This is a genomic window from Hydrogenophaga sp. PML113, from assembly GCF_001777155.1.
In the GTDB taxonomy this organism is placed as follows: domain Bacteria; phylum Pseudomonadota; class Gammaproteobacteria; order Burkholderiales; family Burkholderiaceae_C; genus Hydrogenophaga; species Hydrogenophaga borbori.
Window position 1 is genome coordinate 467,198 of sequence record NZ_MIYM01000004.1, and the last position, 25,517, is coordinate 492,714.

The window sequence follows — 25,517 nt, forward strand, 5'->3', positions numbered from 1 at the left end:
TCAGTGTTGGGCCGCCCATTCGGCGGGGGTGAGGGTCTGCATCGACAGGGCGTGCACTTCGTCGGTGTGCATGCGCTGGCCCAGCGTGGCGTAGACGGCCTGGTGGCGCTGGATCAGGCGCTTGCCTTCGAAGGCCGGCGACACGATGACCGCGGACCAGTGGCGGCCGTCGCCCGTCACCTCGATGTGATGGCAGGCCAGGCCCCCGGCGATAAGGGATTGCAGTTGTTCGGCGGTCATGGGATCAGTGGCGGACCTTGTAGCCGGTCTTGAGCAGGTGCAGGGCCAAGGCACTGACCGCCAGCAGGGCACCGCCCACCAACGCCAGGCTCAGCCAGGGCGAGACGTCGCTGCGACCGAAGAAGCCGTAGCGAAAGCCGTCGATCATGTAGAAGAAGGGATTGAGGTGGCTCACGCTCTGCCAGAACGCCGGCAGGGAATGAATCGAGTAGAACACGCCCGACAGGAAGGTCATGGGCATGATGATGAAGTTCTGGAACGCGGCCATCTGGTCGAACTTCTCGGCCCACAGGCCAGCGATCAGCCCCAGCGTGCCCATCAGCGCGGCACCCAGCACGCCGAACACCAGGATCCACAGCGGCGCCACGAAACCGGGCTGCGCGAACAACCAGGCCACGATCAGCACGCCCAGGCCCACGGCGAGGCCACGCACCATCGATGAGCCCACGTAGGCCACGAACCAGGCGCGGTGCGACAGCGGCGTGAGCAGCAGGAACACCAGGCTGCCCATGATCTTGCTCTGGATGAGCGACGAACTGCTGTTGGCGAAGGCGTTCTGCAGCACGCTCATCATCACCAGGCCCGGCACCAGGAAGGCGGTGTAGCTCACCTCGCCGTAAACCACGGCCCGGCCCTCGAGCACGTGCGCGAACACCGCCAGGTACAGCAAGGCGGTGATGACGGGTGCGGCCACGGTCTGGAAGGCGACCTTCCAGAAGCGCAGCACCTCTTTGTAGAAAAGCGTTTGCCAGCCCGTCATACCGATGCCTTCAGCGGCTGATGGGCGGGGATCGCCGATGCGCCACTGCCCGTGAGATCGAGGAACACGTCCTCCAGGTCGGCCTTGCGCACCTCGATGTCCTCGGGCATGACGCCGGCCTCGCGCAGGCGCGACAGCACATGCTCCACGGCACGCGCGTCCAGCGCGGGCAGTTGCACCACGCGGCCGGTGATGCGCGCCTGCGCCGCGATGTCGGCCGGCAAGGCTGTGTCGGTCTTAAAGCGCAGCACGTTGGCCGCCGCGCGCGCCAGCAGGGCCGAGGTGGACTCCAGCGCCACCACCTGCCCCAGCTTGAGCATGGCGATGCGACTGCACAGGGCCTCGGCCTCTTCCAGGTAGTGGGTGGTCAGCAGCACGGTGCTGCCCAGGCGCTTGTTCAGGCCCGAGACGAACTGCCACAGCGTCTGGCGCAGTTCCACGTCCACACCGGCGGTGGGCTCGTCGAGCACGATGACGGACGGCTTGTGCACCAGCGCCTGGGCGATCAGCACGCGCCGCTTCATGCCACCCGACAGCTGGCGCATGTTGGCCGTGGCCTTGTCGGCCAGTCCGAGGCCACTGAGCAACTCGTCGATCCAGTCGTCGTTGCGGCGGATGCCGAAATAGCCCGACTGGATGCGCAGCGCCTCGCGCACATTGAAGAAGGGATCGAACACCAGCTCCTGCGGCACGACGCCGAGCTGGCGGCGCGCGGCCTGGTAGTCGGTCTGCACGTCGTGGCCGTGCACGGTGATGCGGCCCTCCGTGGCGCGCGCCAGGCCGGCCAGGATGCTGATGAGCGTGGTCTTGCCCGCGCCGTTGGGGCCGAGCAGACCGAAGAATTCACCCGGCTCGATGTCGAAACTGACCGAGCGCAGGGCGTGCAGGTCGCCACGCGAGGTGGCGTAGGTTTTGGAGACGTTCTGGAATGAGACGGCTGGCATGCGCAGCTACCGCGAATCCGGCCCGAGGCACGGGACATCCGTGGCGGGCGGAGAACCGGGGATTCTACGGCTGGCCCCTTGCCCGCGCTGGCGAAGGGCTGCCCCGGCCCAGGTTCAGGTTCAGGTTCAGGCGGGCAGCAGTTCCTGCACGCCGTAGGCGGCGACCAGGTCGCGCAGGCGCGGCGGCCAGTGGGTCACGCTCAGCGAGCGCCCGGCGCGCTGGGCCTCGCGCCGCAGCTCCAGCAGCAAGGCCACCGCGGACGAGTCGAAGCTGCGCAGCCCGCCGGCGTCGACGGTGAAGGCGCCGCCCGGCTGCGCGGCCAGCGCGCGGCGCAGGCTGTCCAGCGTGGCCGCGGCCTCCGCTGTCGTCAGCCGCTCGGGCAGGCGGGCCTCGCCCATCAGTTGGTTTTGGCGGTGGCGCCGCCGGCCTTGTTGCGCTGCGCCAGGGTTTGGATCAGGCCGTCGATGCCCTTGGCGTTGATCTCCTGGGCGAACTGGGTGCGGTAGGTCTCCACCAGCCACAGGCCCAGCACGTTGAGGTCGTAGATCTTCCAGCCGTCGCCGGCCTTTTCCATGCGGTAGTCGAGCTGGATGGGCTCGCCGCGGCCACGCACCTCGGATCGCACCACCACCTCGGTATCACCGGGCTGCATGCGCAGAGGCTTGAAGCTGAGGGTCTGGTCGCGCACCTCGCTCAGGGCCCCGGAGTAGGTGCGCACCAGCAGGGACTTGAATTCGGCCTGCAGGCGCTGCTGCTGCTCGGGCGTGGCCTGGCGCCAGTGGCGACCCACGGCGGAGGCGGTCATGCGCGTGAAATTCACGTTCGGCATGATCTTTTCGTCCACCACGGCCATGATGCGGTCGATGTTGCCGGCCTTGATGGCGGGATCGGCCTTGATCAGGTCGAGCACCTCGGTGGACAGGCGCTTGACCATGGCGTCGGGGGCCTCGGCGGCGCGGGCGGGCAAGGTGAAGGCGGTCAGGGCCAGCGCGATGCCGGCCAGCCAGGAACGTCGGTGCAGAAAAATCATGAAAGTCCTTTCCAAGGCTCGTGGCCTGAGTGACCGCATTGTGGCCAGGCGGTGCACCTCGAATGTGACGGGTTCGCGAGGGATCGTGACGAGGCGTTTCAGCAGCGAGCACCCACTATCGCCTTACTCCCCATCGCCCGTGCCAATGCCTTTGTCGATCATGTCGTCGATCTGGCGCTGGCGGCGGCCCAGGTAGAAGTCGCGCATGAGGCTGTACTTGTCGAGCGCGGCGCCCTCGAACAACTCGCCGGCGCGCAGCAGGCCGGCCCGCGTGTCCACCACGCGCAAGGCATAGAGGGAATTGCGCGTGGGAATGTGGTTGACATGGTCCACCAGATCGCCCTCCCAGTCCACCACCAGGCCACCGGTGTCGCGCACGGTGGACGGGCCAAAGAACGGCAACACCACATAGGCGCCCGACGGCACGCCCCAGCGGCCCAGGGTCTGGCCGAAGTCGATGCGCGTGCGCGGAATGCCGGCCTCGCCGGCGATGTCGAGCAAACCGCCGAAGCCCAGCACAGTGTTGACGCCGAAACGCAGCAGGTTGTCGGCGGTTTCGCGCGGGCGCAGCTGCAGGCCGGCGTTGACGGCGGACCACAGGTCGCCCAGGTTGCTGAAGAAGTTGTTGACCCCGGTGCGCACCGGGCTGGGCGTGATGTCGACGTAGGCCGTGGCCGCGGGCTTGAGCACCGCCGTGTCGATCGCGTCGTTGAAGCGGTAGACGCCGCGGTTCAAGGGCTCCAGTGGGTCCTTCGGGTCGGCGTCGGGGCCGGTGGCGCAGCCGGCCAGCAGCACCAGGGCGGCGGCCACCGCCAGCGCGGGGCGGGGGGTGGAACGTGCGGGGGTCATCGGGTCTCCCAGTCGTGGACTGCTCTTTGTTTATTGGGCGCCGGGTTCGGACTTCTTCTCGCCACTGTCGGCCGCCCGACTGAACAGGAACTGGCCGATCAGGTTCTCCAGCACCAGGGCCGACTGCGTCTGCGTGACCAGGGCGCCATCGGCCAGGTTTTCCGGGTCGCCGCCGGGTTCGATGCCCACGTACTGCTCGCCGAGCAGGCCGCTGGTGAGGATCTTCATGGAGCTGTCGCGCGGGAAGGCGTAGCGCTTCTGCAGCGTCAGCCCGACGCTGGCCTGGAAGGTCTTGTCGTCGAAGCCGATGGTCTCGACCCGCCCCACCACCACCCCGGCCGAGCGCACGGCCGCGCCGGTCTTCAAGCCGCCCGCGTTGTCAAAACGCGCCGTGACGCGGTAGGTGGGCTCGAAGCTGATCTGCAGCAGGTTGGCCGACTGCAGCGCGAGAAACAGGATGGCCGCGCCGCCAATGAGCACGAACAGGCCAACCCAGAAATCGTTCTTGGAAGAGGTCATGGTCTTTCTCCGACGCATCCTCAGATGCTGAACATCATGGCGGTAAGCACGAAATCGAGGCCCAGCACCGTGAGAGAGGCCATGACCACCGTGCGGGTGGTGGCGCGCGATACGCCCTCGGGCGTGGGCTGGGCCAGGTAGCCCTGCAGCAGCGCGATGAAGGTCACGGCAAAGCCGAACACGGCGCTCTTGATGACGCCATTGCCGACGTCGTCCCAGACGTCGACCCCGCCCTGCATCTGGCTCCAGAAAGCGCCGCCGTCCAGGCCGATGAGGCCCACGCCGACGACCCAGCCGCCGATCACGCCGACCGCACTGAACACGGCCGCCAGCAAGGGCATGGTGATGACACCGGCCCAGAAACGCGGCGCGAGCACGCGGCGCACCGGGTCCACGGCCATCATCTCCATGGCGCTGAGCTGTTCGCCGGCCTTCATGAGGCCGATCTCGGCCGTGAGCGAGGTGCCCGCGCGGCCGGCGAACAGCAGCGCGCTCACCACCGGGCCCAGTTCGCGCACCAGCGACAGCGCCACCAGCAGGCCCAGGGCCTCGGTGGCGCCGTAGATGCGCAGCGTGTAGTAGCCCTGCAGGCCCAGCACGAAGCCCACGAACAGGCCCGAGACGCCAATGATGGACAGCGAGTGGTTGCCCAGGAAGTGGATCTGGTCGCGCACCAGGCCGAAGCGGCGCAGCGCCGCCCCGCCCAGGAGCAGCAGGCGCAGGAACAGCCGCGCGCCATGGCCCAGCGCGATGATGTGCTGGCGCACGGCGCGGCCGACATGGGCGGGGTGCAGGGCCTTGAGCATCAGGCGGCTCCGTTGCCGAAGTCCTCGGCCAGCGCGGGCGCGGGATGGTGGAAGCGCACGGGGCCATCGGCCCGGGCGTTGACGAACTGCGCCACCAGCGGGTCGGTGCTGTGGCGCACCTCGTCGGGCGTGCCCTGGGCGGCGATCTTGCCGTTGGCCAGCACGATGACCTGGTCGGCGATGCCGAAGGTCTCGTCCAGGTCGTGCGAGACCACGATGCTGGTCAGGCCCAGCGCGCCGTTGAGCTCGCGGATCAGGCGCGCGGCGGTGCCCAGCGAAATCGGGTCCAGGCCGGCGAAGGGCTCGTCGTACATCACGAGCTCGGGGTCGAGCGCGATGGCGCGCGCCAGGGCCACGCGCCGCGCCATGCCACCCGACAACTCGCTGGGCATCAGGTCGCGCGCGCCGCGCAGGCCCACGGCATTGAGCTTGAGCAGCACGATGTCGCGCACCAGCACCTCGGGCAGCTTCGTGTGCTCGCGCAGCGGAAAGGCCACGTTGTCGAACACGCTCATGTCGGTGAACAGCGCGCCAAACTGGAACAGCATGCCCATGCGCCGGCGCGCGGCGTACAGCGCGCCCTGGTCCATGGTGGTGACGTCGGCGCCATCGAACAGCGTCTGGCCGCGCTGGGCGCGGATCTGGCCGCCGATCAGGCGCAGTACCGTGGTTTTTCCGCCACCCGAGGCGCCCATCAGCGCGGTGACCTTGCCGCGCGGCACGGTCATCGAGATGTTGTCGAGGATCACCCGCGGGCCATAGCCGAAGGTGAGGTCGCGCAGTTCGACGAGGGGGGCGGAGGGCGTGGTGCTCATCAAGCAAAAGCCGGGTGGAAACCCGGCTGCCGCATGATACGGGATTCGCATGGGGCGGACTGGCGCCTCTTGCACCCCGTAACACCGCGCAACCGGCATCGCCGGGCCGCGGGTGTTGGCCTCCCGAAGGTGCGGCGCGACGCGCCGCTGGAGGTCAGCGGGGCAGGTCGGAATAGCCCATCAGGAACTCATCCACCGAACGGGCCGCCTGACGGCCCTCGCGGATGGCCCAGACCACCAGCGACTGGCCCCGGCGCATGTCGCCGGCGGCGAACACCTTGGGCACGTTGGTCGCGTAGCCCCCCGTGAAGTCGGTCGTGGCCTTGGCGTTGCCGCGCGCATCCTTGTCGACGCCAAAGGCCTCGAGCACGGTGGCCACGGGGTTGGTGAAGCCCATGGCGAGCAGGACCAGGTCGGCCTTGTATTCCTTCTCGGTGCCCGGCACCTCGACGAACTTGCCGTCCTTGAACTCCACGTGCACGGTCTTCAGGCCCGTGAGCTTGCCGTTCTTGCCGATGAACTCCTTGGTGGAGATAGCGAACTCGCGCGCGCAGCCCTCTTCGTGGCTGGAGCTGGTGCGCAGCTTGAGCGGCCAGTAGGGCCAGACCAGGGGCTTGTTCTCCTGCTCGGGCGGCTGGGGCATGAGCTCGAACTGGGTCACGCTGGTGGCGCCGTGGCGGTTGCTGGTGCCCACGCAGTCGGAGCCGGTGTCGCCGCCGCCGATGACGATGACCTTCTTGCCGTCGGCACGCAGTTGACCCTTGAGTTTGTCGCCCGCGTTGACCTTGTTCTGCTGGGGCAGGAACTCCATGGCGAAATGGATACCGTCCAGCTCGCGGCCCGGCACGGGCAGGTCGCGGCTCTGCTCGGCGCCGCCGGTGAGCAGCACGGCGTCGAACTCGGCCTTGAGCTGCTCGGCGCTGACGGTTTCCTTGGCCCAGTTGGTGACCTTGCTGCCTTCGGGCAGGGCACCCACCAGCACGCCGGTGCGAAAGACCACGCCCTCGGCCTGCATCTGCTCGACGCGTCGGTCGATGTGCGACTTCTCCATCTTGAAGTCGGGGATGCCGTAGCGCAGCAGGCCGCCGACGCGGTCGTTCTTCTCGAACACGGTCACGTCGTGGCCGGCACGCGCCAACTGCTGCGCGGCCGCCAGGCCGGCGGGGCCAGAACCCACCACGGCCACCTTCTTGCCGGTCTTGTGCTTGGCCGGCTGCGGCGCCACCCAGCCTTCGGCCCAGGCGCGGTCGATGATGGCGTGCTCGATGGACTTGATGCCCACCGGGTCGTCGTTCACGTTGAGCACGCAGGCGGCCTCGCAGGGCGCGGGGCAGATGCGGCCGGTGAACTCGGGAAAGTTGTTGGTGCTGTGCAGCACCGTGATCGCGTTCTTCCAGTCGCCCTGGTACACGAGGTCGTTGAAGTCCGGAATGATGTTGTTGACCGGGCAGCCGCTGTTGCAGAACGGCGTGCCGCAGTCCATGCAGCGAGCGCCCTGGAGCTTGGCCTGCGCGTCATCGAGCCCGACAACGAACTCCTTGTAGTGCTTCAGTCGATCGGGCACGGGCGCGTAGCCCTCCTCGATGCGCTCGTATTCCATGAAGCCGGTGACTTTTCCCATGGTGCTGTCCTGTATCTCGTGGGGCTGTATCTCGTGGGCTTACTTCGCGGGCGCGGTGGCCTTCTTGGCCGAGCCTTGCGCCTTGGTGGTCGCGGCGGCGGCCGTCTGCTTCGCGGCCATCTCGCCGAGCGCGCGCTTGTACTCGTTCGGGAAGACCTTGAGGAACTTGCCCCGCGCCGTGGCCCAGTTGTCGAGCAGTTCGCGCGCGCGCTTGCTGCCGGTCCAGCGGTTGTGGTCTTCCAGCAGCTTCTTCAGCAAGGCCTCGTCGGTCTGGCCGCGGTGCCAGGCGCCGGCGCTGGACGCGGCCTCCTGTTCCTTGGCCGTGGGCACGGGCTCCAGGCTCACCATGGCGGTGTTGCAGCGCTCGGCGAAGCGGCCATCCTCGTCGTAGACGTAGGCCACGCCGCCGCTCATGCCGGCCGCGAAGTTGCGGCCGGTCTTGCCCAGCACCACCACGGTGCCGCCGGTCATGTACTCGCAGCCGTGGTCGCCGGTGCCCTCCACCACCGCGGTGGCGCCCGACAGGCGCACCGCGAAGCGCTCGCCGGCCACGCCGGCGAAGAAGGCCTCGCCCGTGGTGGCGCCGTAGAGCACGGTATTGCCCACGATGATGTTGCGCGTGGCCTCGCCGCGGAAGTCGATGCTGGGACGCACCACCACGCGGCCGCCCGACAGGCCTTTGCCGGTGTAGTCGTTGGCGTCGCCGATCAGGTACATCGTGATGCCCTTGGCCAGGAACGCACCGAAGGACTGGCCACCCGTGCCTTCCAACTGGATGCGGATAGAATCGTCCGGCAGGCCTTCCGGGTGGTGCTTGGTGAGCTCGCCCGAGAGCATGGCGCCCACCGAGCGGTTCACGTTGCGCGCAACCTCGATGAACTGCACGCGCTCGCCCTTCTCGATGGCGGGGCGGCATTTTTCGATCAGCACCTTGTCCAGCGCCTTGTGCAGGCCGTGGTCCTGCTGCTCGGTGTGCAGGCGCGGCACGTCGGCCGGCACGGCGGGCAAGGCCAGCAGGCGGCTGAAGTCCAGGCCGCGCGCCTTCCAGTGGGCGATGCCGGCGCGCGTGTCGAGCAGGTCGGCGCGGCCGATCAGCTCGTCGAAGGTGCGGATGCCCAGCTGCGCCATGATCTGGCGCGCTTCCTCGGCGACGAAGAAGAAGTAGTTGACGACGTGCTCGGGCTTGCCCGAGAACTTCTTGCGCAGCACCGGGTCCTGCGTGGCCACGCCCACCGGGCAGGTGTTGAGGTGGCACTTGCGCATCATGATGCAGCCCTCGACCACCAGCGGCGCGGTGGCGAAGCCGAATTCGTCCGCGCCCAGCATGGCGCCGATGACCACGTCGCGGCCGGTCTTCATCTGGCCGTCGGCCTGCACGCGGATGCGGCTGCGCAGGCGGTTGAGCACCAGGGTCTGCTGGGTCTCGGCCAGGCCGATCTCCCAGGGGCTGCCCGCGTGCTTGATGGACGACCAGGGCGAGGCGCCGGTGCCACCGTCGTGGCCGGCGATCACCACGTGATCGGCCTTGCACTTGGCCACGCCCGCGGCGATGGTGCCCACGCCCACTTCCGACACCAGCTTGACGCTGATGCTGGCGTGCGGCGCCACGTTCTTCAGGTCGTGGATGAGCTGAGCCAGGTCTTCGATGGAGTAGATGTCGTGGTGCGGCGGCGGGCTGATCAGGCCCACGCCCGGCACCGAGTAGCGCAGCTTGCCGATGTACTCGGACACCTTGCCGCCGGGCAGTTGGCCGCCCTCGCCGGGCTTGGCGCCCTGGGCCATCTTGATCTGCACCTGGTCCGCGCTCTGCAGGTACTCGGCGGTGACGCCGAAACGGCCCGAGGCCACCTGCTTGATCTTGGAGCGCAGGCTGTCGCCGTCTTCCAGCGGCAGGTCGACCTCGACCATGTCCTCACCGATGATGGACTTGAGCGTCTCGCCCTTGGTGATCTTGATGCCCTTGAGCTCGTTGCGGTAGCGGCGCTCGTCCTCGCCGCCTTCGCCGGTGTTGCTCTTGCCGCCGATGCGGTTCATGGCCACGGCCAGGGTGGCGTGCGCCTCGGTGCTGATGGAGCCCAGCGACATGGCGCCGGTGGCAAAGCGCTTGACGATCTCCTTGGCGGGCTCGACCTCGTCCAGCGGGATGGCCTTGCTCGGGTCCAGCTTGAATTCGAACAGGCCTCGCAGCGTCATCTGGCGGCGGCTCTGGTCGTTGATGAGCTGGGCGTATTCCTTGTAGGTGTTCCAGCTGTTGGCGCGCGTGCTGTGCTGCAGCTTGGCGATGGCGTCGGGCGACCACATGTGCTCTTCGCCGCGCGTGCGCCAGGCGTACTCGCCGCCGGCGTCCAGCATGGTGGCCAGCACCGGGTCGTCGCCAAAGGCGGCCTTGTGCATGCGAATGGCCTCCTCGGCGATCTCGAACACGCCGATGCCTTCCACGCGGCTGGCGGTGCCGGTGAAGTACTTGGCCACGGTGTCGCTGTTGAGGCCAATGGCCTCGAACAGCTGGGCGCCGCAGTAGCTCATGTAGGTGCTCACGCCCATCTTGGACATGATCTTGGACAGGCCCTTGCCGATCGCCTTGGTGTAGTTGTAGATGGCCTTGTCGGCGCTCAGATCGCCCGGCAGGTCCTTGTGGATGGCCACCAAGGTCTCCATCGCCAGGTAGGGGTGCACGGCCTCGGCGCCGTAACCGGCGAGCACGGCGAAGTGGTGCACCTCGCGAGCGGTGCCGGTTTCCACCACTAGGCCGGCGCTGGTGCGCAGGCCTTCACGCACCAGGTGCTGGTGGATGGCCGAGAGCGCCAGCAGCGCGGGAATGGCCACCTGCGCCGGGCCGATGCCGCGGTCGCTGATGATGAGGATGTTCTTGCCACCCTTGATCGCGTCCACCGCGGCCGCGCACAGCGAGGCCAACTTGGCCTCCACGCCCTCGCGGCCCCAGCCCGCGGGGTAGGTGATGTCCAGCGTGACGCTGCGGAATTTGCCCTGCGTCACGGCGTCGATGTTGCGCAGCTTGGCCATGTCGGCGAAGTCCAGCACGGGCTGGCTCACCTCCAGGCGCATGGGCGGGTTGACCTGGTTGATGTCGAGCAGGTTGGGCTTGGGGCCGATGAAGGACACCAGCGACATCACGATCGCTTCGCGGATCGGGTCGATCGGCGGGTTCGTGACCTGCGCGAACAGCTGCTTGAAGTAGTTGTAGAGCGGCTTGTTCTTGCTCGACAGCACGGCCAGCGGGCTGTCATTGCCCATGGAGCCGATACCCTCCTCGCCGTTGGCGGCCATGGGGCTCATGAGGAACTTGATGTCCTCCTGCGTATAGCCGAAGGCCTGCTGGCGGTCCAGCAGCTCGGGCGACACGCGCTCCACGCCAGCGGCTTGGGGTTCCGTCTGCGCCACGGGCAACTCCTGCGCGGCCTCGCCGGCCACCGGGTGCTCGACGTCGTCCAGGCGAATGCGCAGGTTGTCGATCCACTGCTTGTAGGGCTTGCTGTTGGCGAGGTTGGCCTTGAGCTCCTCGTCGTCGATCATGCGGCCCTGTTCAAGGTCGATGAGGAACATCTTGCCGGGCTGCAGGCGCCACTTGCGCACGATCTTGTTCTCGGGCACGGGCAGCACGCCGGATTCCGAGGCCATGATGACCAGGTCGTCGTCGGTGACGCAGTAGCGCGAGGGGCGCAGGCCGTTGCGATCCAGGGTGGCGCCGATCTGGCGGCCGTCGGTGAACACGATGGAGGCGGGGCCGTCCCAGGGCTCCAGCATGGCCGCGTGGTACTCGTAGAACGCGCGGCGGCGCGGGTCCATGGTGGTGTGCTGCTCCCAGGGCTCCGGGATCATCATCATCACGGCCTGCGACAGCGGATAGCCCGCCATGGTCAGCAGCTCGAGGCAGTTGTCGAACGTGGCGGTGTCGGACTGGTGCGCGAAGCTGATCGGGTAGAGCTTGTGCAGGTCGGCGCCGAGCACGGGCGAGCTCATCACGCCCTCGCGCGCCTTCATCCAGTTGTAGTTGCCCTTGACCGTGTTGATCTCGCCGTTGTGCGCGACGTAGCGGTACGGGTGGGCCAGCGGCCACTCGGGGAAGGTGTTGGTGGAGAAGCGCTGGTGCACCAGGCCCAGGGCCGACACGCAGCGCGGGTCCTGCAGGTCCTTGAAGTAGGTGCCCACCTGATCGGCCAGCAGCAGGCCCTTGTAGACCACGGTGCGGCTGCTCATGCTCACCACGTAGTACTCCTTGGAGTGCGTGAGCTTGAGGCGCTGGATGGCGGCACTGGCGGTCTTGCGGATCACGTACAGCTTGCGCTCCAGCGCGTCCTGCACGATGACGTCGTTGCCACGGCCGATGAAAACCTGGCGAATGATCGGCTCCTTGGCGCGCACCGTGGGCGACATGGGCATGTCGGCGTTCACGGGCACCTCGCGCCAGCCCAGCAGCACCTGGCCTTCGGCGGCGATGGCGCGCTCCATCTCCTGTTCGCAGGCCAGGCGGCTGGCGTGTTCCTTGGGCATGAAGATCATGCCCACGCCGTACTCGCCAGCGGGCGGCAGCGTCACACCCTGCGCGGCCATCTCGGCCCGGTACAGCGCATCGGGCATCTGGATCAGCAGGCCCGCACCATCGCCCATCAGCTTGTCGGCGCCCACCGCGCCGCGGTGGTCCAGGTTCTCCAGGATCTTGAGCGCCTGCTCGACGATGGCGTGGCTCTTTTCGCCCTTGATGTGGGCCACGAAGCCAACGCCGCAGGCGTCGTGCTCGTTCGCCGGGTCATAGAGGCCGTGCTGTTGCAAATGCGCTTTCTCGGCAGCCGTGTTCATGGCGCGCTTCCTTCTCGTCTGTGGGGCGAATCCGTCGGACCGCGGAGCTTATTGCATTGCACCATGCGTGCCAAGCATTTTAAATGGGGTCAGATTCCAATTAATCAACCGATCAATGATCCTCAAAGATAATTGGGGACATATTAGAAGAGCCGATAGCGACACGCTCTCAAGCGCGATCAGCCCTCGGTCTGGGGTGCAGGCGCCCCCGGCGGGCGACCCCGCGCCGCGCGCGACACCCGGCGGGCCGTCTGCTTCTGCAATTCCTCGGTGAAGCGCTCGTCACCCAAGGCCCAACCATGCAAAGAGGCGTCGGTGATGGCCTTTTGCTGCTGCGCGCCGAGGCCTGTCCGCACCCACTCGGCATACGCGGCCTCCCGCGCGAAAGGCGTGTTGCCCAAGGCCCAGTAGACGGGGTGCGGCGTGAGGTGACGGTCCACGCGCTGCCCAATGTGGTGCAGGTGGCTGGACCAGGGGTACTGCCGCGGCTCCGCGACCATGCCGGCGCGCACCGGATTGAGCTCGATGTAGGCCATGCAGGCCAGGAGGTAGCGCTCGGTCTGAACCAGCGTGGACTTGTAGCGCCCTTCCCACAGAGTCCCCGTGCGCTGGTGGCGGTCGTTGAAGCGGCGCACGTAACTGCGGCCAACGTCCTGCATCCAGCGGGGAACACCCTCCACGGTTTCCGGTGTGGCCAGCAGGTGGAAGTGGTTGTCCATCAGCACCCAGGCGTGCAGCGCCACGCCGTGTTGGCGAGCGCGGGCCGTGATCAGTTCGAGCAGGGCGTCCCGGTCTTCGTCGTCGCGCACGATGACCTGGCGGTTGTTGCCTCGCTGGATGATGTGGTGCGGGTAGCCAGCGACGGTCAAACGGGGCAATCGGGCCATGGCGCTTCATTCAATTGGAATCTGACCCCAATTAAAGCATGGGCGCGCACGGGTCCCCGCGGGCCAGCCACCGTCAAGCCGGGAGCGTGCGCTGGATGCGGTGCGCCACCCAGAGACCCAGCAGGGAAGCCACGCCGGTGACGACCCAGGTGAGCTGCCACCCGCCCACCTGCGTGGCCACCCAGGCCACGAACGGCGGTCCGACAAACTGCCCCAGCGCCGAAAGCTGCTGCATCCAGCCCACCGTCGTGGAGATGGTGTCTTCACCCGGCGCCAGGCGCACCGCCAAGCCGAACAGGGTGCCTGGAATGAGCCCGCCCAGGCCCGAGAAGGCCAGCACAGCGAGGTACTGCACCACAGGTGCGCCCTTCAAGCCAAAGGCCAACAGGGCCCCCAGGCCCATGGCCAGGTAGGCAAAGCCCATCACAAAGCGGGGGCGGCCGCCGCGCGCGATCCAGCGGCCAGCCCCGATGTTGCCGCCCATGTTCACCGCCGCCGCGGCCGCGCTGAGCAGGCCCGCCAGCAAGCCACTCACGCCGGCCTGGGCCAGGATGGTGGGCAGGAAGCCCACAACCGCCAGCCACTGCCCCGAGTAGAGGAAGAACGCCACGGCCACCAGCCAGGGCCCAGGCGCACCCAGCGTGCGGCGCAGGCGCGGGCCCAGCGGCGCGCCCTGCCCCGCCAGTGCCGCGTCGGACGGCAAGCCGCGCCACAGGGCCAACAGCGCCAGCAGCGAGCCGGCTGTCAGACCCAACCAGACGGCGCGCCACCCGAGCCACTCGATGACCGGCGCGCCGAACAGCAAGGCCAGGGCCGTGCCCAGTGGCATGTAGGCACCCCACCAGCCCAAGGCCTTGGCCAGCAGGCGCGGCTCGGCCACATGGCGGCGGATCAGGCCCGGCGCCGGCAGCACGGCGAGCAGGAACCCCAGGCCTTCCAATGCGCGCGAGGCCAGCAGGTCGGCCGGCGAACCGGCCGTCGCGCCCCAGGCGCTGCCCAGGGCCAGGGCCACCAGGCCGACCAGCATGATCCGGCGCGGCCCGATGCGGTCGGCCGCCAAGCCCACGAACAGGCCCAGCGCCATGCCGGCCAATTGCACGAGCGAAAGCAGGAAGCCCGCCTGCACCAGGCTCACGCCCAGCCCGGCCTGCAACGCAGGAATGGCGACGGGCAGCTTGCCGATGTGCAGGGCGCAGGTGACGCCCACCGCCACGACCAGAGCGGCGGCACGAACGGGATGGGACTCGGGCGGTGGTGTGGCAGTCATGGAAACAGTACCGAGCCGAACAGGCGCTCGTGCTCGCGGATGGCGAAACGATCGGTCATGCCAGCGATGTAGTCGGCCACCGCGCGCTCGATGTGCCGGCGTTGCCCATGGGCTTCGGGCATCTCGCCGGGCTCGGCCAGGTAGCGCCCGAAGAGATCGCCGATCACCTGGCGTGCGCGACCGGTGGTCTCGACCACCTGCGGGTGGCGGTAGAGGTTGCGAAACAGGAAGGCCTTGAGCGCGCGGCTGCGCTCGCGCATCGGGTCGGAGAAAGCCACCAGGGCCGCCTGGGTGCGCGCCTCGTCGGCCGAGGCGACGCCCGAGTGTCGCAGGCGCTCGCGCGTGGCGGCGATCACGTCGTAGACCTGGTCGCTCAGCATGCGGCGGATGCTCTCGAACAACAGCCGGCGCCCCTGCAACTGCGGGTGCTCCCGCAGGGCCTGGCGGCGGTAGTGGTCGAACAGCTCCACGGATTCGAGCTGCTCCAGCGAGAGCAGGCCCGAGCGCACGCCGTCGTCGATGTCGTGCGCGTTGTAGGCGATCTCGTCGGCCAGGTTGCACAACTGCGCCTCGAGCGAAGGAGCGCCGCCTCGCAGGAAGCGCGCCGCCACGCCGCCGGGCTCCAGCCGCTCCAGGCGCTCGGCGTTGTGCCGGGAACAGTGCTTCAGGATGCCTTCGCGCGTTTCGAAGGACAGGTTCAGGCCGTCGAACGCGGGGTAGCGCTCCTCGAGCTCGTCCACCACGCGCAGGCTCTGCAGGTTGTGCTCGAAGCCCCAGCCGTCGGGCGCGCGGCCATCGGAGCCGAGCGCCTGCAAGGCGGCGTGCAGCGCGTCCTGGCCGGCGTGGCCGAAGGGCGTGTGGCCCAGGTCGTGCGCGAGCGCGATGGCTTCGACCAGGTCTTCGTTGAGCCCCAGCGATCGCGCGATGCTGCGGCCGAGCTGGGCCACTTCCAGCGAGTGCGTCAGGCGGGTGCGGAACAGGTCTCCCTCATGGTTGAGGAACACCTGCGTCTTGTAGACCAGCCGACGGAACGCGGTGGAATGGATCACCCGGTCGCGGTCGCGCTGGTAGTCGGTGCGCGTGGGGGCGGGGGGTTCCGGGTAGCGCCGGCCACGGCTGCGCGCCGGATCGCTGGCGTACGGTGCCAGGCTCATGCCGGCTGGCAGCTTCGCGCGATCACCCCCGCCACGACGGCATCGCTGGCCGGGCGCATCGAGGCCCGGCCCGGTGGGTCGATGAGCACGAAGCGGATCTCCCCCGCTTCGGCCTTTTTGTCGACACGCATCAGCTCAAGGTAACGCTCGGCATTGCGCGCGGGATCGAGCACCGGCGCCACCGCCGGCAGGCCGGCACGGACCACCAGGCGCCTGAGGCGCTCGACGAACGCCTCGTCCACCAAGCCCAGCGCCTGCGACAGGCGGGCCGCCATCACCATGCCGCAACCCACGGCCTCGCCGTGCAGCCAGGCGCCATAGCCCATGCCGGCCTCGATCGCATGGCCGAAGGTGTGGCCAAAATTCAGGATGGCGCGCAGTCCCGATTCGCGTTCGTCGGCGCCCACCACCTGGGCCTTGATCTCGCAGCTGCGCCGCACCGCATGCGCCACATGCGCCGGATCGCGCGCCATGAGGGCCTCGATGTGGTCTTCGATCCAGTCGAGGAAAGCCATGTCGGCGATGGGCCCGTACTTGATGATCTCGGCCATGCCGGCACTGAACTCGCGCTCGGGCAGGGAGCGCAGCGCGTCGAGGTCGCACACCACCCTCAGCGGCTGGTGGAAGGCGCCGATCATGTTCTTGCCCAGCGGGTGGTTGATGCCCGTCTTGCCGCCCACCGACGAGTCCACCTGCGCCAGCAAGGTGGTGGGCACTTGCACGAACGGCACCCCACGCATGTAGCAAGCGGCCGCGAAGCCGGTCATGTCGCCCACCACCCCGCCGCCCAGCGCGTACAGCACCGTCTTGCGGTCACAACCGGTCTCGAGCAGGCGATCGAAGATGGTCTGCAGCGTCTGCCAATGTTTGTGGGACTCGCCGTCGGGCAGCACCACGTCCAGCACACGCGCATGGCGCCCGCTCAGCGCCGCCCGCAGCGACGCCAGGTACAGAGGCGCCACCACCTCGTTGGTGACAATCACGCCGGTGCTCGCCGTCGGCAGGCCGGCAAAGGTGTCGGCACGGCCGATCAGGTCGGCGCCGATGTGGATGTCGTAGCTGCGTGCGCCCAGGTCGATGGCGACGCGCTGGGTCTCGGTGGTCGAAGTGGCGGGGGACATGCCCCGAGTGTATGCCGCCCCCTCTGGGCGGCTGGGGCGCTCACCGCGGCGTGTCAGCCCCGTCCGCAGGCGGTGCGCTGGACACCAGCCCGGCCAACTCCAGCTGCATCAGGATCATGTTGACCAGCGTGGCCACCGAAGGGCGTCCCGTGTCGATCGCGAAATGCGCCGTCTCGGCGTACAGCGGGTGCCGCTGCGCGTGCAGGTCCTTGAGCCGGACCAAGGGATCGGCCACCTGCAACAGCGGACGGTGGCGGTCGTTGCGCAGACGGCGAAAAAGATCTTCCGGCGTCGATCGCAGGTAGACCACGCGCCCGCGCTCATGCAGGTGCACCCGATTCTCCGGACGCAGCACGGCGCCGCCACCGGTGGCGATCACCGCCAATGGACCGGCGGTGACTTCATCAATGACCTGCGCCTCGAGATCCCGGAACGCCGCCTCCCCCTCGCGATCAAAAAACGCCCGGATGCTCGACCCAATGCGTTGCTCGATCACGTGATCGGAATCGACAAAGGGCAAACCCAGCCGCCGGGCCAGTTGGCGCCCGACGGTGGATTTGCCCGATCCAGGCAGCCCGACCAGGAAGACCGACTGCGTGGGGTTCAATTAGTTGATGGCGGTGCGCCCCAGGACCCGCGGCGTGATGAAGATCAGCAGCTCAGAACGCTGATCGATCTGGTTGCGCGACTTGAACAGGTTGCCCACGGCGGGCAGATCGCCCAGCAGCGGCACCTTCTGGATCTGGTTGCGCTCGGTGCGCTCGAAGATGCCACCGATCACCACCGTGCCGCCGTTCTCCACCAGCACCTGGGTTTGCACGTGCTTGGTGTCGATGGCGATACCCTCGGAGGTGGTTTCGCCACGGGTGTCCTTGTTCACGTCGAGGTCGAGAATGATGTTGCCCTCGGGCGTGATCTGCGGCGTAACTTCCAGCTTGAGGTTGGCCTTGCGGAACGCGATGGCCGTGGCGCCGCTGGACGTGGCGGTCTGGTAAGGGAACTCGGTGCCCTGCTCGATCAGCGCCTTCACCTGGTCGGCCGTGACCACGCGAGGACTGGACACCACGCGGCCCTTGCCATCGGATTCCAGCGCCGAGATTTCCAGCGCCAGGAAGCGCGAGGCGTTCGGGCTGAACAGCGACAGGGCGTAGGACGCGGCCTGACCGGACGGGGGCAAGGCGGGCAGGTTCACGAAGGGGGCGGAGGTCAGAGACGGTCCGGTGGTCACGGCCCCGTAGTTGCTGCCGAAGTTGCCGCGCACCGGATTGCCATTGGCCGAGCCTGCGCTGAAGTCCCGCACGCCACCGCCCAGACGCACGCCGATGGATTTGCTGAAGTCGTCGTCGGCTTCCACGATGCGCGCCTCGATCAGCACCTGGCGGATCGGGATATCGAGCTTGGTGATCAGCTCCTGCACCTGCGCCAGGCGTGAGGGAATGTCCGTCACGAACAACTGGTTGGTTCGCGGCTCGGCGATCACGCTGCCACGGGGGGACAGGATGCGCGCGTTGCCGGAATTGCCTCCGCCGCTGACCGTCGACGACGACCCGGCCGTCAGTTGCGTGGCGATGTCGGACGCCTTGGCGTAATTCATCTGGAACGATTGCGTGCGCACCTGCTCAAGGCTCTCCACGGTAGCGCGCGCTTCCAGCTCCTGTTTCTCGCGGGCCGCGATTTCATCGCGCGGGGCGATCCACAGCACGTTGCCCGACTTGCGCAGGCCCAGGCCCTTGGCCTGCATGATGATGTCCAGCGCCTGGTCCCAGGGCACATCCTTCAGGCGCAAGGTGACCGAACCCGCCACAGAGTCGGAGGTCACGATGTTGAAGTTCGTGAAGTCGGCGATGACCTGCAGCAGCGCACGGACTTCGATGTTCTGGAAGTTCAGCGACAGCTTCTCCCCGGTGTAGCCCGGGCCTTGGCTGAGCTTGTTGGGATCCACGCGTTGCTCGCGCACCTCCAGCACGAACTGGTTGTCGCTCTGGTACGCGGAATGCTCCCAGTTGCCCGCCGCCGCCACCACCATCCGCACGCGGTCACCCGTCTGCGTGGTGGTCACCGACTGCACCGGCGTGCCGAAGTCGGTCACATCCAGGCGGCGGCGCAAGCCCTCGGGCAGGGAACTCTTCAGGAACTCCACCACGAGGCCCGTGCCCTGCTGGCGGATGTCGACACCGACCTGGTTGTTCGGCAACTCGACGACGACACGCCCCGTATTGCCCGTGCCGCGGCGGAAGTCGATGTCGCGCAGCGAGCTGACGTCCAGGTTGCGGCTCTCGGCAAAATGCGTCGGCGGATTGGTTTGGGCCGTCACCGCTTCGGGACGCTCCATGACCACCAGCAGGCTGTTGCCCTCGACGCGCGTCTGGAACGGCGCCGGCTGCTTGAGGTTGATCACCACCCGCGTGCGTTCGCCCGCCTGGACCACGGTGGCCGAACGGAGATTGCCTTCGTTGATGTCAACGGTGCTGCGCCCCATGGCATTGGCCACGCCCGGAAAGTCCAGGGCAATGCGCGCGGGCGACTGCACGGTGAAGCTAGACGGCGTGGCCTTCAGGGGTTCCGACAGGTTGATCCGGACCACCTCGGCACCACTTTGAATCCCGCCGGTGACCGACTGGATCGCAGACTGCGCCTGCGCCCAGCAGGCCGACAGGACGAGACCGAGAACCAGCCCCCCCTTGACCATCCTCCGCCCCCACGCCGTTCCAGCGGTCGCCTGTTCTGGCTTGTTCATTTAGCGTCCTCTACTAGCTGCAGCGCCGTGGGGCGCTCGATCCATTCACCCGACGGGTCCTGCACGATTTCGCGCAGGGCGACTTCGGTCTCGGTGATGCGGGTTACGCGTCCGAAGTTCTGTCCCAGGTACTGTCCTTGACGCACCTGGTACAGCAGGCGGTCCACCTTGATCAGCGCCACCAGTTCCCCCGAACGGTCCAGGCTGCCGACCATGGTCATGGAGTCCAGGGGGAAGGCCTCGAGTGGCTGTCGCCGACGCGCCAGCTCGGGCTCGATCAGCGCGGCATTGGCGGCGCTTGCCGATTGCGTGCCGCGCAGCAGGCTGGCCAGCTTTTCCGTGCTGAAGGGCGGCGTTTCGCGCTCGACACTGTAGGGTTGGGGTTCGAACCGCGTGGGTTCGGGAATCGGCTGAACCGATGGTTTGATCGAATTGCGCTCGGCCTGCATCCAGGACCGCAGCTCGTCCTGCCCGGACGAGGTACAGCCCGCCAGCACAAGGCCCAGGACCAACAAGGAGTAGGGGGCGAGGCGGCTCACTGCTTTGCCCCCTTCGCTTTTTGCTGGGCCGCGATTTCCTCGGGGTCCAGGTACCGGAAGGTCTTGGCCACGCCCTCCATCGTCAAGTAACCGTCGCGGGTGGCGATGGGCGTCAGGCTGAGGTTGTTCAAGGTGACGATGCGCGACAGGTTGGCGATATCAGCGGCGAACAGGCCGACGTCGTGGTATTTGCCCGTGACCCGTATGACGATGGGCAACTCGGCGTAGTACTCACGGACCACCACCTGTCCGGGACGGAACAGTTCGAACTGCAGACTGCGGCCCAGACCGGCTTGGTTGATGTCGGACAACAAGGCGTCCATTTCGGCCTTGCTGGGCAGTTGCTTCTCCAGCTGCGTCACGTACTGCTGGACCTGCTCCAGCTGCTTGCGCAGGGCGTCCAGGTTGACGGCCTGCACCAGCTTGCTGCGGTAGGTGGTGCGCAGTTGCTCTTCACGGGCCTTCTCGGCCACCAGTTCTTCGTCGACGCCCTTGAGCCAGAAGAACCACAGCGCGGCCACCACGCCCAAGCACACGGCCACGAACAGCAGGTTTCGGGGCAGCGCCGGCCACAAGGACGGATCGTTGGGATCGAGGCCGGTGAACTGGGCGCGCAGCTTGTCCTGCACGCCCTTCAGATCGATATTGATGCTCGACTTCTTCGCCATCACGCCACCCCGGGTCAGACTTTGCCCGCCGCGGGTGCGGTGGCTGGCGTGACCGGCGCCGGCGTGACCGCCGGCTTGCGCAAGGTCACGCGCATGGTGAAGTTGGCCACGCGCCGCGCATCGGCGCCACTGATGGCTGCGTTGGCGGACACGATTTCCACCAGCTCAGGGCGCGTCAAGGCGGGGCTGTTGTTGGACAGATTGCGCAACAGCTCGGACACCCGCTCCTGCGACTGCGCCGTGCCCGTCAACAGCACACTCATGTTTTCCTGCTTCATCGACCGCAGGAAAACCCCCTTGGGCAGTTGATTGACGAGCTCCTCCAGCAGATAGACCGGCAGGTTGCGGCCCGCCTGAAGGTCCTCGACGGCCGTCTGGCGCGCCCGCAGCGACGCGATTTGCTGCTGCAGCGTGGCAATGTCCTTGATTTCCGCGTCCAGCTTGGCGATTTCCTGGGTCAGGAATTGGTTGCGGTCTTGCTGGATGGAGATCTGCCCCTGATACCACGTGAAGACGGCGCCACCGATGATGCCCCCCAGCAGCGCCGACAAGCCCAGCTGCGTATAGAACTGTTCCTTCTGGCGCTTGCGCGCTGCCTCGCGGTGGGGCAGCAGGTTGATGAGGATCATTGGTAGAACCTCCGCAGCGCCAGCCCGGTGGACGTCAGGTAGGCTGGTGCCTCACGTGAGATCTTTCGCGCCTGAACACCCGCCCCCAGTTCCATCGCGTCGAAGGGGTTGATCAGCATGCACGCGAACGAGGTCTGGTGGGTCACCGCCTCGGTGAGCCCCAGCAAGGCGGCGCTGCCGCCGGCCAGCAGGATGTGGTCAATCTTGTTGTACGGCGTGCTGGTGAAGAAAAACTGCAGCGCGCGGCCGATTTCCTGAGAAAGGCTCTCAATGAACGGCTCCAGCACGGCGCTCTGGTAGTCCTCAGGCAGGTCACCCGAGCGCTTCTTGGCTTCGGCCTCGTCGGGCGAAAAGCCGTACTGGCGGATGATGAGCTGGGTGAGCTGACCGCCACCAAAGGCCTGGTCGCGCTCGTAGAGCACTTCGTCGTTGCGAATGACCTGCAGGCTCGTGGTCATGGAGCCGATCTCGAACAGCGCCACCAGCGCGTCCACCCCCTGGTTCGGCAAGGTTTCGATCACGCGGCCGGCGGCCAGCCGCGACGCATAGGACTCGACGTCCATGACCACGGGCTTGAGACCCGCGGCTTCGGCCAGGCCTTGCCGGTCGGACACCTTTTCCTTGCGGGAGGCGGCGATCAGCACCTCGACATCGCCCACGGACGTCGCGCTGGGGCCGACGACGCAGAAATCGAGGCTCACCTCGTCGAGCGAGAACGGGATGTACTGGTTGGCCTCGGACTCGACCTGCGCCTCGAGCTCCTTGTCGCTCATGCCACCCGGCAGAACGATTTTCTTGGTGATCACCGCCGAGGCCGGCAACGCCAGGGCCACGTTCTTCGTCTTGCTGCCGCTCTTGCGGACCACCCGGCGCACCGCGTCGGCCACCTCATCGAATTTTTCGATGTTGCCGTCGGTGATCCAGCCGCGCTCCAGCGGTTCCATGGCGCAGCGCTCCAGCACGAACTCGCCGGCGCGGTTGCGGCTGAGCTCGACAAGCTTGACGCTCGACGAACTCACGTCAATGCCCAGCAACGGCGCTGGCTCTCGGCTGAATAGCGATCCCAGTGAGATCAAGATGGCCCCCAAATCGCGTGGCGATGTACTACGCCAGACTTAAGAATTCACTTCAATGCTAGCAGTAAGCCCATTGAGCGGCAAAGATTTTTTGCCAAACGCACAAATCGAAACGTTGTCAAAAGCCGACGGGATGAAGGGCCGACACGATGGCCTGAACGCCCACCGACAATCCGGTCCACAAGCCCAAACCCCTACGTTCCGTTCATTCCATGTCGGCACCTTGGTCGACTTCTAAAATGCGGCACGTTTCCAGTCCGAGTTCGCATGCCCCAAGAATCCCAGCCCTCTCGCGCGGCTCCTGCCAAGGCAGTATCTGCGGCGCCCCGCACGCTCATCTGGATCGGTCGCTTGGTGGTGGTTGTCGCCGGACTGGCGGCGGCAGGTGTTGCGGCCATGCTGATGGCCCTTGGCATCGCCCTGGCGGTGGCCTACCCCAATCTGCCCGACGTCACGGGCCTGGCCGACTACCGCCCCAAGCTGCCTTTGCGCGTGCTCGCCGTGGATGGCCAGCTCATCGGCGAGTTCGGTGAAGAGCGGCGCAACCTGCTGACCATCGACCAGATCCCCGACGTGATGAAGCACGCGGTGCTGGCCATCGAAGACGCGCGCTTCTTCGAGCACAGCGGCGTGGACTACCGCGGCATGGTGCGCGCCGCGCTGGCCAACCTGCGCGAGGCCAAGAGCCAGGGCGCCTCCACCATCACCATGCAGGTGGCGCGCAACGTCTACCTGTCGGCGGAAAAGAGCTACACGCGCAAGATCTACGAGGTGCTGCTCACCTTCAAACTGGAGCACATGCTCACCAAGGAGCAGATCCTCGAGATCTACATGAACCAGATCTTCCTGGGCCGGCGAGCGTATGGCTTCGCGTCGGCCTCGCAGATCTACTTTGGCAAACCGCTGAAGGACGTGACCATCGCCGAGGCTGCCATGCTCGCGGGACTGCCGCAGGCGCCTTCGGCCTACAACCCGGTCCGCAATCCCAAGCGCGCCCGCACGCGCCAGCTGTACATCATCGACCGCATGGTCGAGAACGGCTTCATCACCGCCCAACAGGCCGAAGAGGCCAAAGCCCAGGAGGTCAAGGTCCACCGGGGGGCGATGGACGACGGCCTGCGCGCGGAGTTTGCCGCCGAGATGGTTCGCCAGGCCATCGTGGCCCAGTATGGCGAGGCCGCGTACACGCGCGGCCTGGTGGTGTCCACCACCATCGACCCGCGCGCCCAGGAAGCCGCCTACCGCGCCGTGCGCCAGGGCGTGCTGGACTACGAGCGCCGGCAGTTCTACCGCGGCCCGGAACTGTTCATCAACCTGCCCGAGGACCCGCAGGAACGCGACACGGCCATTGACGAGGCCCTCGCGGAACGCCCCGACAACGGGGACCTGCTGTCGGCCGTGGTGCTCCAGGCCGACCCACGCAAGGTGGTGGTGGTGCGTCAGGACGGCGACCCGATCGAGATCACCGGTGAAGGCCTCAAGCCGGTGCAAAGCGGCCTGTCGGACAAGGCCGGGCCGAACATCAAGCTGCGCCCGGGCGCCGTCGTGCGCATCGTCAAGGTGGGCGACAAATCCTGGCGCGTGACGCAATTGCCCGAGGTCGAGTCCGCCTTCATTGCGCTGGACCCGCGCAATGGCCGCATCGCGGCCGTCATCGGCGGCTTCGACTTCAACAAGAACAAGTTCAACCACGCCACCCAGGCCTGGCGCCAGCCGGGGTCCAGCTTCAAGCCCTTCATCTATTCCGCCGCGCTGGAAAAGGGCCTGACGCCAATGACGGTGGTGAACGACGCGCCGCTGTTCTATTCCGCCGCCGATACGGGCGGCAAGCCCTGGGAGCCGAAGAACTACGACGGCCAGTTCGAAGGTCCGATGTCGGTGCGCCGCGCGCTGGCCAAGTCCAAGAACATGGTGTCCATTCGCGTGCTGCAGCTGGTGGGCACGCAGAACGCGCAGAACTGGGTCACGCGCTTCGGCTTCGAGGCCGACAAGCACCCGCCCTACCTCACCATGGCGCTGGGCGCCGGTTCGGTCACGCCGCTGCAGATGGTCACGGCCTATTCGGTGTTCGCCAACGGCGGCCACCGCGTGACGCCCCTGCTGATCACCCGCGTGACGGACGCGCGCGGGCGCGTACTGTTCGAGGCGCCCCAGACCACGCTGGACAACGCGCCGCAGGCGATCGAGCCGCGCAACGCCTTCATCATGAACAGCCTGCTGCAGGAGATCACCCGCTCAGGCACCGCGGCGCGCGCGCAGGCCACCCTCAAGCGGCCCGACCTGTATGGCAAGACCGGCACCACCAACGACGCGGTGGACGCCTGGTTTGTCGGCTACCAGCCCACGCTGGCCGCCGCGGCCTGGGTGGGCTACGACACGCCGCGCAACCTGGGCAGCCGCGAAACCGGCGGTGGCCTGGCGCTGCCGATCTGGATTTCCTTCATGCAGGAGATGCTGAAGAACGTGCCCGTGGCTACCTATAGCGCACCGCCCGGCGTGGTCAACATCGGCGGCGAGTGGTACTACGAAGAATACGGCCCGGGCAATGGCGTGCATGGCCTGGGCCTGGCGGATCCCTGGCCTGGCGCGCCCGCCGGCGCGGCGGTCGATGCCAATGGCGTGCCGATCGCGCCGCCGCCGCCGCAGCCGCCGGTGGAGAACCGGCGCAGCATCCTGGATCTGTTCAGGAACTGAAGCGCAGCGCCTCGCCCGACTGCTCGCTCGCGTAACGCGACAGGTTCTCGAAGAATTCGCCGTTGCCCTTGGTGTCTTGCCAGGCGCGGCCATCGTGCTTGTAGTGAAAGCCACCGGCGCGTGCGGCCATCCACACCTCGTGCAGCGGCTTCTGCAGGTTGATCACGATCTGGCTGCGGTTGGCAAAGGTGAGTGTGATCATGCCGCCCACGCGCTGGTTGTCGATGTCCGCATCGCTGTCTTCGTTGATGCGGTCGCAGTTCAGTTCGATGGCGCGCAACAGGGCCTCGGCGCGATCCTGGTATTCGAGGTCGGTCATACAATGCGCGGATGTTTGGGTGG

Annotated in this window: 23 protein-coding genes; 1 reads left to right on the plus strand and 22 read right to left on the minus strand. The window is 67.3% G+C overall.

The genetic code is table 11. The annotated features are described in order from the left end of the window. From BHU06_RS10720 to BHU06_RS10820, 21 genes are all read right to left on the minus strand, one after another. Entirely contained in the window at window positions 1-240 is a 240-nt protein-coding gene (locus BHU06_RS10720) for a BolA family protein (RefSeq protein ID WP_070399146.1), read from the minus strand. Window positions 241-244: 4 nt separating this feature from the next. Beyond that, complete coding sequence (locus BHU06_RS10725; RefSeq protein ID WP_070399147.1) at window positions 245-1,000, minus strand: ABC transporter permease; 756 nt, start codon at window positions 998-1,000, stop codon at window positions 245-247. Continuing rightward, a complete protein-coding gene (locus tag BHU06_RS10730; protein ID WP_070399148.1) occupies window positions 997-1,944 on the minus strand; it encodes an ABC transporter ATP-binding protein in 948 nt (315 codons plus the stop codon). Before BHU06_RS10730 ends, BHU06_RS10725 begins: the two co-directional genes overlap by 4 nt. A gap of 126 nt (window positions 1,945-2,070) precedes the next feature. Then, window positions 2,071-2,343, minus strand: a complete 273-nt coding sequence (locus BHU06_RS10735) for a lipid asymmetry maintenance protein MlaB (RefSeq protein WP_070399149.1) — start codon at window positions 2,341-2,343, stop codon at window positions 2,071-2,073. After that, window positions 2,343-2,975 carry a phospholipid-binding protein MlaC gene (locus BHU06_RS10740; protein WP_070399150.1) on the minus strand — a complete coding sequence of 211 codons (633 nt, stop codon included), beginning with the start codon at window positions 2,973-2,975 and terminating at the stop codon, window positions 2,343-2,345. The genes BHU06_RS10735 and BHU06_RS10740 overlap by 1 nt, the downstream gene beginning before the upstream one ends. Window positions 2,976-3,098: 123 nt before the next feature. Then, a complete protein-coding gene (locus BHU06_RS10745) occupies window positions 3,099-3,824 on the minus strand; it encodes a VacJ family lipoprotein (protein WP_070399151.1) in 726 nt (241 codons plus the stop codon). 30 nt (window positions 3,825-3,854) lie between these two features. Continuing rightward, window positions 3,855-4,343 carry an outer membrane lipid asymmetry maintenance protein MlaD gene (gene mlaD, locus BHU06_RS10750; RefSeq protein ID WP_070399152.1) on the minus strand — a complete coding sequence of 163 codons (489 nt, stop codon included), beginning with the start codon at window positions 4,341-4,343 and terminating at the stop codon, window positions 3,855-3,857. Window positions 4,344-4,363: 20 nt separating this feature from the next. Then, entirely contained in the window at window positions 4,364-5,149 is a 786-nt protein-coding gene (gene mlaE / locus BHU06_RS10755; RefSeq protein ID WP_070399153.1) for a lipid asymmetry maintenance ABC transporter permease subunit MlaE, read from the minus strand. Beyond that, window positions 5,149-5,964 carry an ABC transporter ATP-binding protein gene (locus BHU06_RS10760; RefSeq protein ID WP_070399154.1) on the minus strand — a complete coding sequence of 272 codons (816 nt, stop codon included), beginning with the start codon at window positions 5,962-5,964 and terminating at the stop codon, window positions 5,149-5,151. Before BHU06_RS10760 ends, mlaE begins: the two co-directional genes overlap by 1 nt. Window positions 5,965-6,118: 154 nt before the next feature. Next, window positions 6,119-7,585 (minus strand): glutamate synthase subunit beta, encoded by a 1,467-nt coding sequence (locus BHU06_RS10765; RefSeq protein ID WP_070399155.1) that lies wholly within the window; start codon window positions 7,583-7,585, stop codon window positions 6,119-6,121. 39 nt (window positions 7,586-7,624) lie between these two features. Then, the gene (locus BHU06_RS10770; RefSeq protein ID WP_070399156.1) at window positions 7,625-12,403 is read right to left on the minus strand and encodes a glutamate synthase-related protein; all 4,779 of its coding nucleotides are present in this window, start codon (window positions 12,401-12,403) and stop codon (window positions 7,625-7,627) included. Between the two features lie 179 nt (window positions 12,404-12,582). Next, window positions 12,583-13,290, minus strand: a complete 708-nt coding sequence (locus tag BHU06_RS10775; protein ID WP_070399157.1) for a transposase — start codon at window positions 13,288-13,290, stop codon at window positions 12,583-12,585. Between the two features lie 73 nt (window positions 13,291-13,363). Continuing rightward, window positions 13,364-14,557 carry a CynX/NimT family MFS transporter gene (locus BHU06_RS10780; RefSeq protein ID WP_070399158.1) on the minus strand — a complete coding sequence of 398 codons (1,194 nt, stop codon included), beginning with the start codon at window positions 14,555-14,557 and terminating at the stop codon, window positions 13,364-13,366. After that, entirely contained in the window at window positions 14,554-15,711 is a 1,158-nt protein-coding gene (locus tag BHU06_RS10785; protein WP_070399159.1) for a deoxyguanosinetriphosphate triphosphohydrolase, read from the minus strand. Before BHU06_RS10785 ends, BHU06_RS10780 begins: the two co-directional genes overlap by 4 nt. After that, complete coding sequence (aroB, locus tag BHU06_RS10790) at window positions 15,708-16,832, minus strand: 3-dehydroquinate synthase (RefSeq protein ID WP_083293153.1); 1,125 nt, start codon at window positions 16,830-16,832, stop codon at window positions 15,708-15,710. Before aroB ends, BHU06_RS10785 begins: the two co-directional genes overlap by 4 nt. A 40-nt stretch (window positions 16,833-16,872) precedes the next feature. Beyond that, window positions 16,873-17,439 (minus strand): shikimate kinase, encoded by a 567-nt coding sequence (locus tag BHU06_RS10795; RefSeq protein ID WP_070399161.1) that lies wholly within the window; start codon window positions 17,437-17,439, stop codon window positions 16,873-16,875. Further along, entirely contained in the window at window positions 17,440-19,521 is a 2,082-nt protein-coding gene (gene pilQ, locus BHU06_RS10800; RefSeq protein ID WP_254668155.1) for a type IV pilus secretin PilQ, read from the minus strand. It abuts the gene before it with no gap. Window positions 19,522-19,565: 44 nt separating this feature from the next. Then, the gene (locus BHU06_RS10805) at window positions 19,566-20,108 is read right to left on the minus strand and encodes a pilus assembly protein PilP (RefSeq protein WP_070399163.1); all 543 of its coding nucleotides are present in this window, start codon (window positions 20,106-20,108) and stop codon (window positions 19,566-19,568) included. Then, window positions 20,105-20,776 carry a type 4a pilus biogenesis protein PilO gene (locus tag BHU06_RS10810; protein ID WP_070399164.1) on the minus strand — a complete coding sequence of 224 codons (672 nt, stop codon included), beginning with the start codon at window positions 20,774-20,776 and terminating at the stop codon, window positions 20,105-20,107. Before BHU06_RS10810 ends, BHU06_RS10805 begins: the two co-directional genes overlap by 4 nt. Window positions 20,777-20,790: 14 nt before the next feature. Continuing rightward, the gene (locus tag BHU06_RS10815) at window positions 20,791-21,405 is read right to left on the minus strand and encodes a PilN domain-containing protein (RefSeq protein WP_070399165.1); all 615 of its coding nucleotides are present in this window, start codon (window positions 21,403-21,405) and stop codon (window positions 20,791-20,793) included. Then, the gene (locus BHU06_RS10820) at window positions 21,402-22,481 is read right to left on the minus strand and encodes a pilus assembly protein PilM (protein ID WP_070399237.1); all 1,080 of its coding nucleotides are present in this window, start codon (window positions 22,479-22,481) and stop codon (window positions 21,402-21,404) included. The genes BHU06_RS10815 and BHU06_RS10820 overlap by 4 nt, the downstream gene beginning before the upstream one ends. Window positions 22,482-22,748: 267 nt before the next feature. On the opposite strand from BHU06_RS10820, the gene BHU06_RS10825 reads away from it, so the two are divergent. Beyond that, the gene (locus BHU06_RS10825; RefSeq protein ID WP_070399166.1) at window positions 22,749-25,175 is read left to right on the plus strand and encodes a penicillin-binding protein 1A; all 2,427 of its coding nucleotides are present in this window, start codon (window positions 22,749-22,751) and stop codon (window positions 25,173-25,175) included. On the opposite strand, the gene cyaY is transcribed toward BHU06_RS10825, so the two are convergent. After that, on the minus strand, window positions 25,165-25,494 hold the full coding sequence (cyaY, locus tag BHU06_RS10830; protein WP_070399167.1) for an iron donor protein CyaY: 330 nt from the start codon (window positions 25,492-25,494) through the stop codon (window positions 25,165-25,167). The two genes, BHU06_RS10825 and cyaY, sit on opposite strands and share 11 nt — an antisense overlap. Window positions 25,495-25,517 lie beyond the last annotated feature (23 nt).

Bases quoted from the DNA above. Each gene is read 5' to 3' on its own strand.
- BHU06_RS10735 (WP_070399149.1), bottom strand. From the start codon at position 2,343: ATGGGCGAGGCCCGCCTGCCCGAGCGGCTGACGACAGCGGAGGCCGCG.
- BHU06_RS10810 (WP_070399164.1), bottom strand. From the start codon at position 20,776: ATGGCGAAGAAGTCGAGCATCAATATCGATCTGAAGGGCGTGCAGGAC.
- BHU06_RS10815 (WP_070399165.1), bottom strand. From the start codon at position 21,405: ATGATCCTCATCAACCTGCTGCCCCACCGCGAGGCAGCGCGCAAGCGC.
- BHU06_RS10770 (WP_070399156.1), bottom strand. From the start codon at position 12,403: ATGAACACGGCTGCCGAGAAAGCGCATTTGCAACAGCACGGCCTCTAT.
- BHU06_RS10825 (WP_070399166.1), top strand. From the start codon at position 22,749: ATGCCCCAAGAATCCCAGCCCTCTCGCGCGGCTCCTGCCAAGGCAGTA.
- aroB (WP_083293153.1), bottom strand. From the start codon at position 16,832: ATGTCCCCCGCCACTTCGACCACCGAGACCCAGCGCGTCGCCATCGAC.
- BHU06_RS10780 (WP_070399158.1), bottom strand. From the start codon at position 14,557: ATGACTGCCACACCACCGCCCGAGTCCCATCCCGTTCGTGCCGCCGCT.
- BHU06_RS10775 (WP_070399157.1), bottom strand. From the start codon at position 13,290: ATGGCCCGATTGCCCCGTTTGACCGTCGCTGGCTACCCGCACCACATC.
- BHU06_RS10730 (WP_070399148.1), bottom strand. From the start codon at position 1,944: ATGCCAGCCGTCTCATTCCAGAACGTCTCCAAAACCTACGCCACCTCG.
- BHU06_RS10720 (WP_070399146.1), bottom strand. From the start codon at position 240: ATGACCGCCGAACAACTGCAATCCCTTATCGCCGGGGGCCTGGCCTGC.
- mlaE (WP_070399153.1), bottom strand. From the start codon at position 5,149: ATGCTCAAGGCCCTGCACCCCGCCCATGTCGGCCGCGCCGTGCGCCAG.
- BHU06_RS10765 (WP_070399155.1), bottom strand. From the start codon at position 7,585: ATGGGAAAAGTCACCGGCTTCATGGAATACGAGCGCATCGAGGAGGGC.
- BHU06_RS10745 (WP_070399151.1), bottom strand. From the start codon at position 3,824: ATGACCCCCGCACGTTCCACCCCCCGCCCCGCGCTGGCGGTGGCCGCC.
- BHU06_RS10785 (WP_070399159.1), bottom strand. From the start codon at position 15,711: ATGAGCCTGGCACCGTACGCCAGCGATCCGGCGCGCAGCCGTGGCCGG.
- BHU06_RS10725 (WP_070399147.1), bottom strand. From the start codon at position 1,000: ATGACGGGCTGGCAAACGCTTTTCTACAAAGAGGTGCTGCGCTTCTGG.
- BHU06_RS10760 (WP_070399154.1), bottom strand. From the start codon at position 5,964: ATGAGCACCACGCCCTCCGCCCCCCTCGTCGAACTGCGCGACCTCACC.
- mlaD (WP_070399152.1), bottom strand. From the start codon at position 4,343: ATGACCTCTTCCAAGAACGATTTCTGGGTTGGCCTGTTCGTGCTCATT.
- BHU06_RS10740 (WP_070399150.1), bottom strand. From the start codon at position 2,975: ATGATTTTTCTGCACCGACGTTCCTGGCTGGCCGGCATCGCGCTGGCC.
- pilQ (WP_254668155.1), bottom strand. From the start codon at position 19,521: ATGGTCAAGGGGGGGCTGGTTCTCGGTCTCGTCCTGTCGGCCTGCTGG.
- cyaY (WP_070399167.1), bottom strand. From the start codon at position 25,494: ATGACCGACCTCGAATACCAGGATCGCGCCGAGGCCCTGTTGCGCGCC.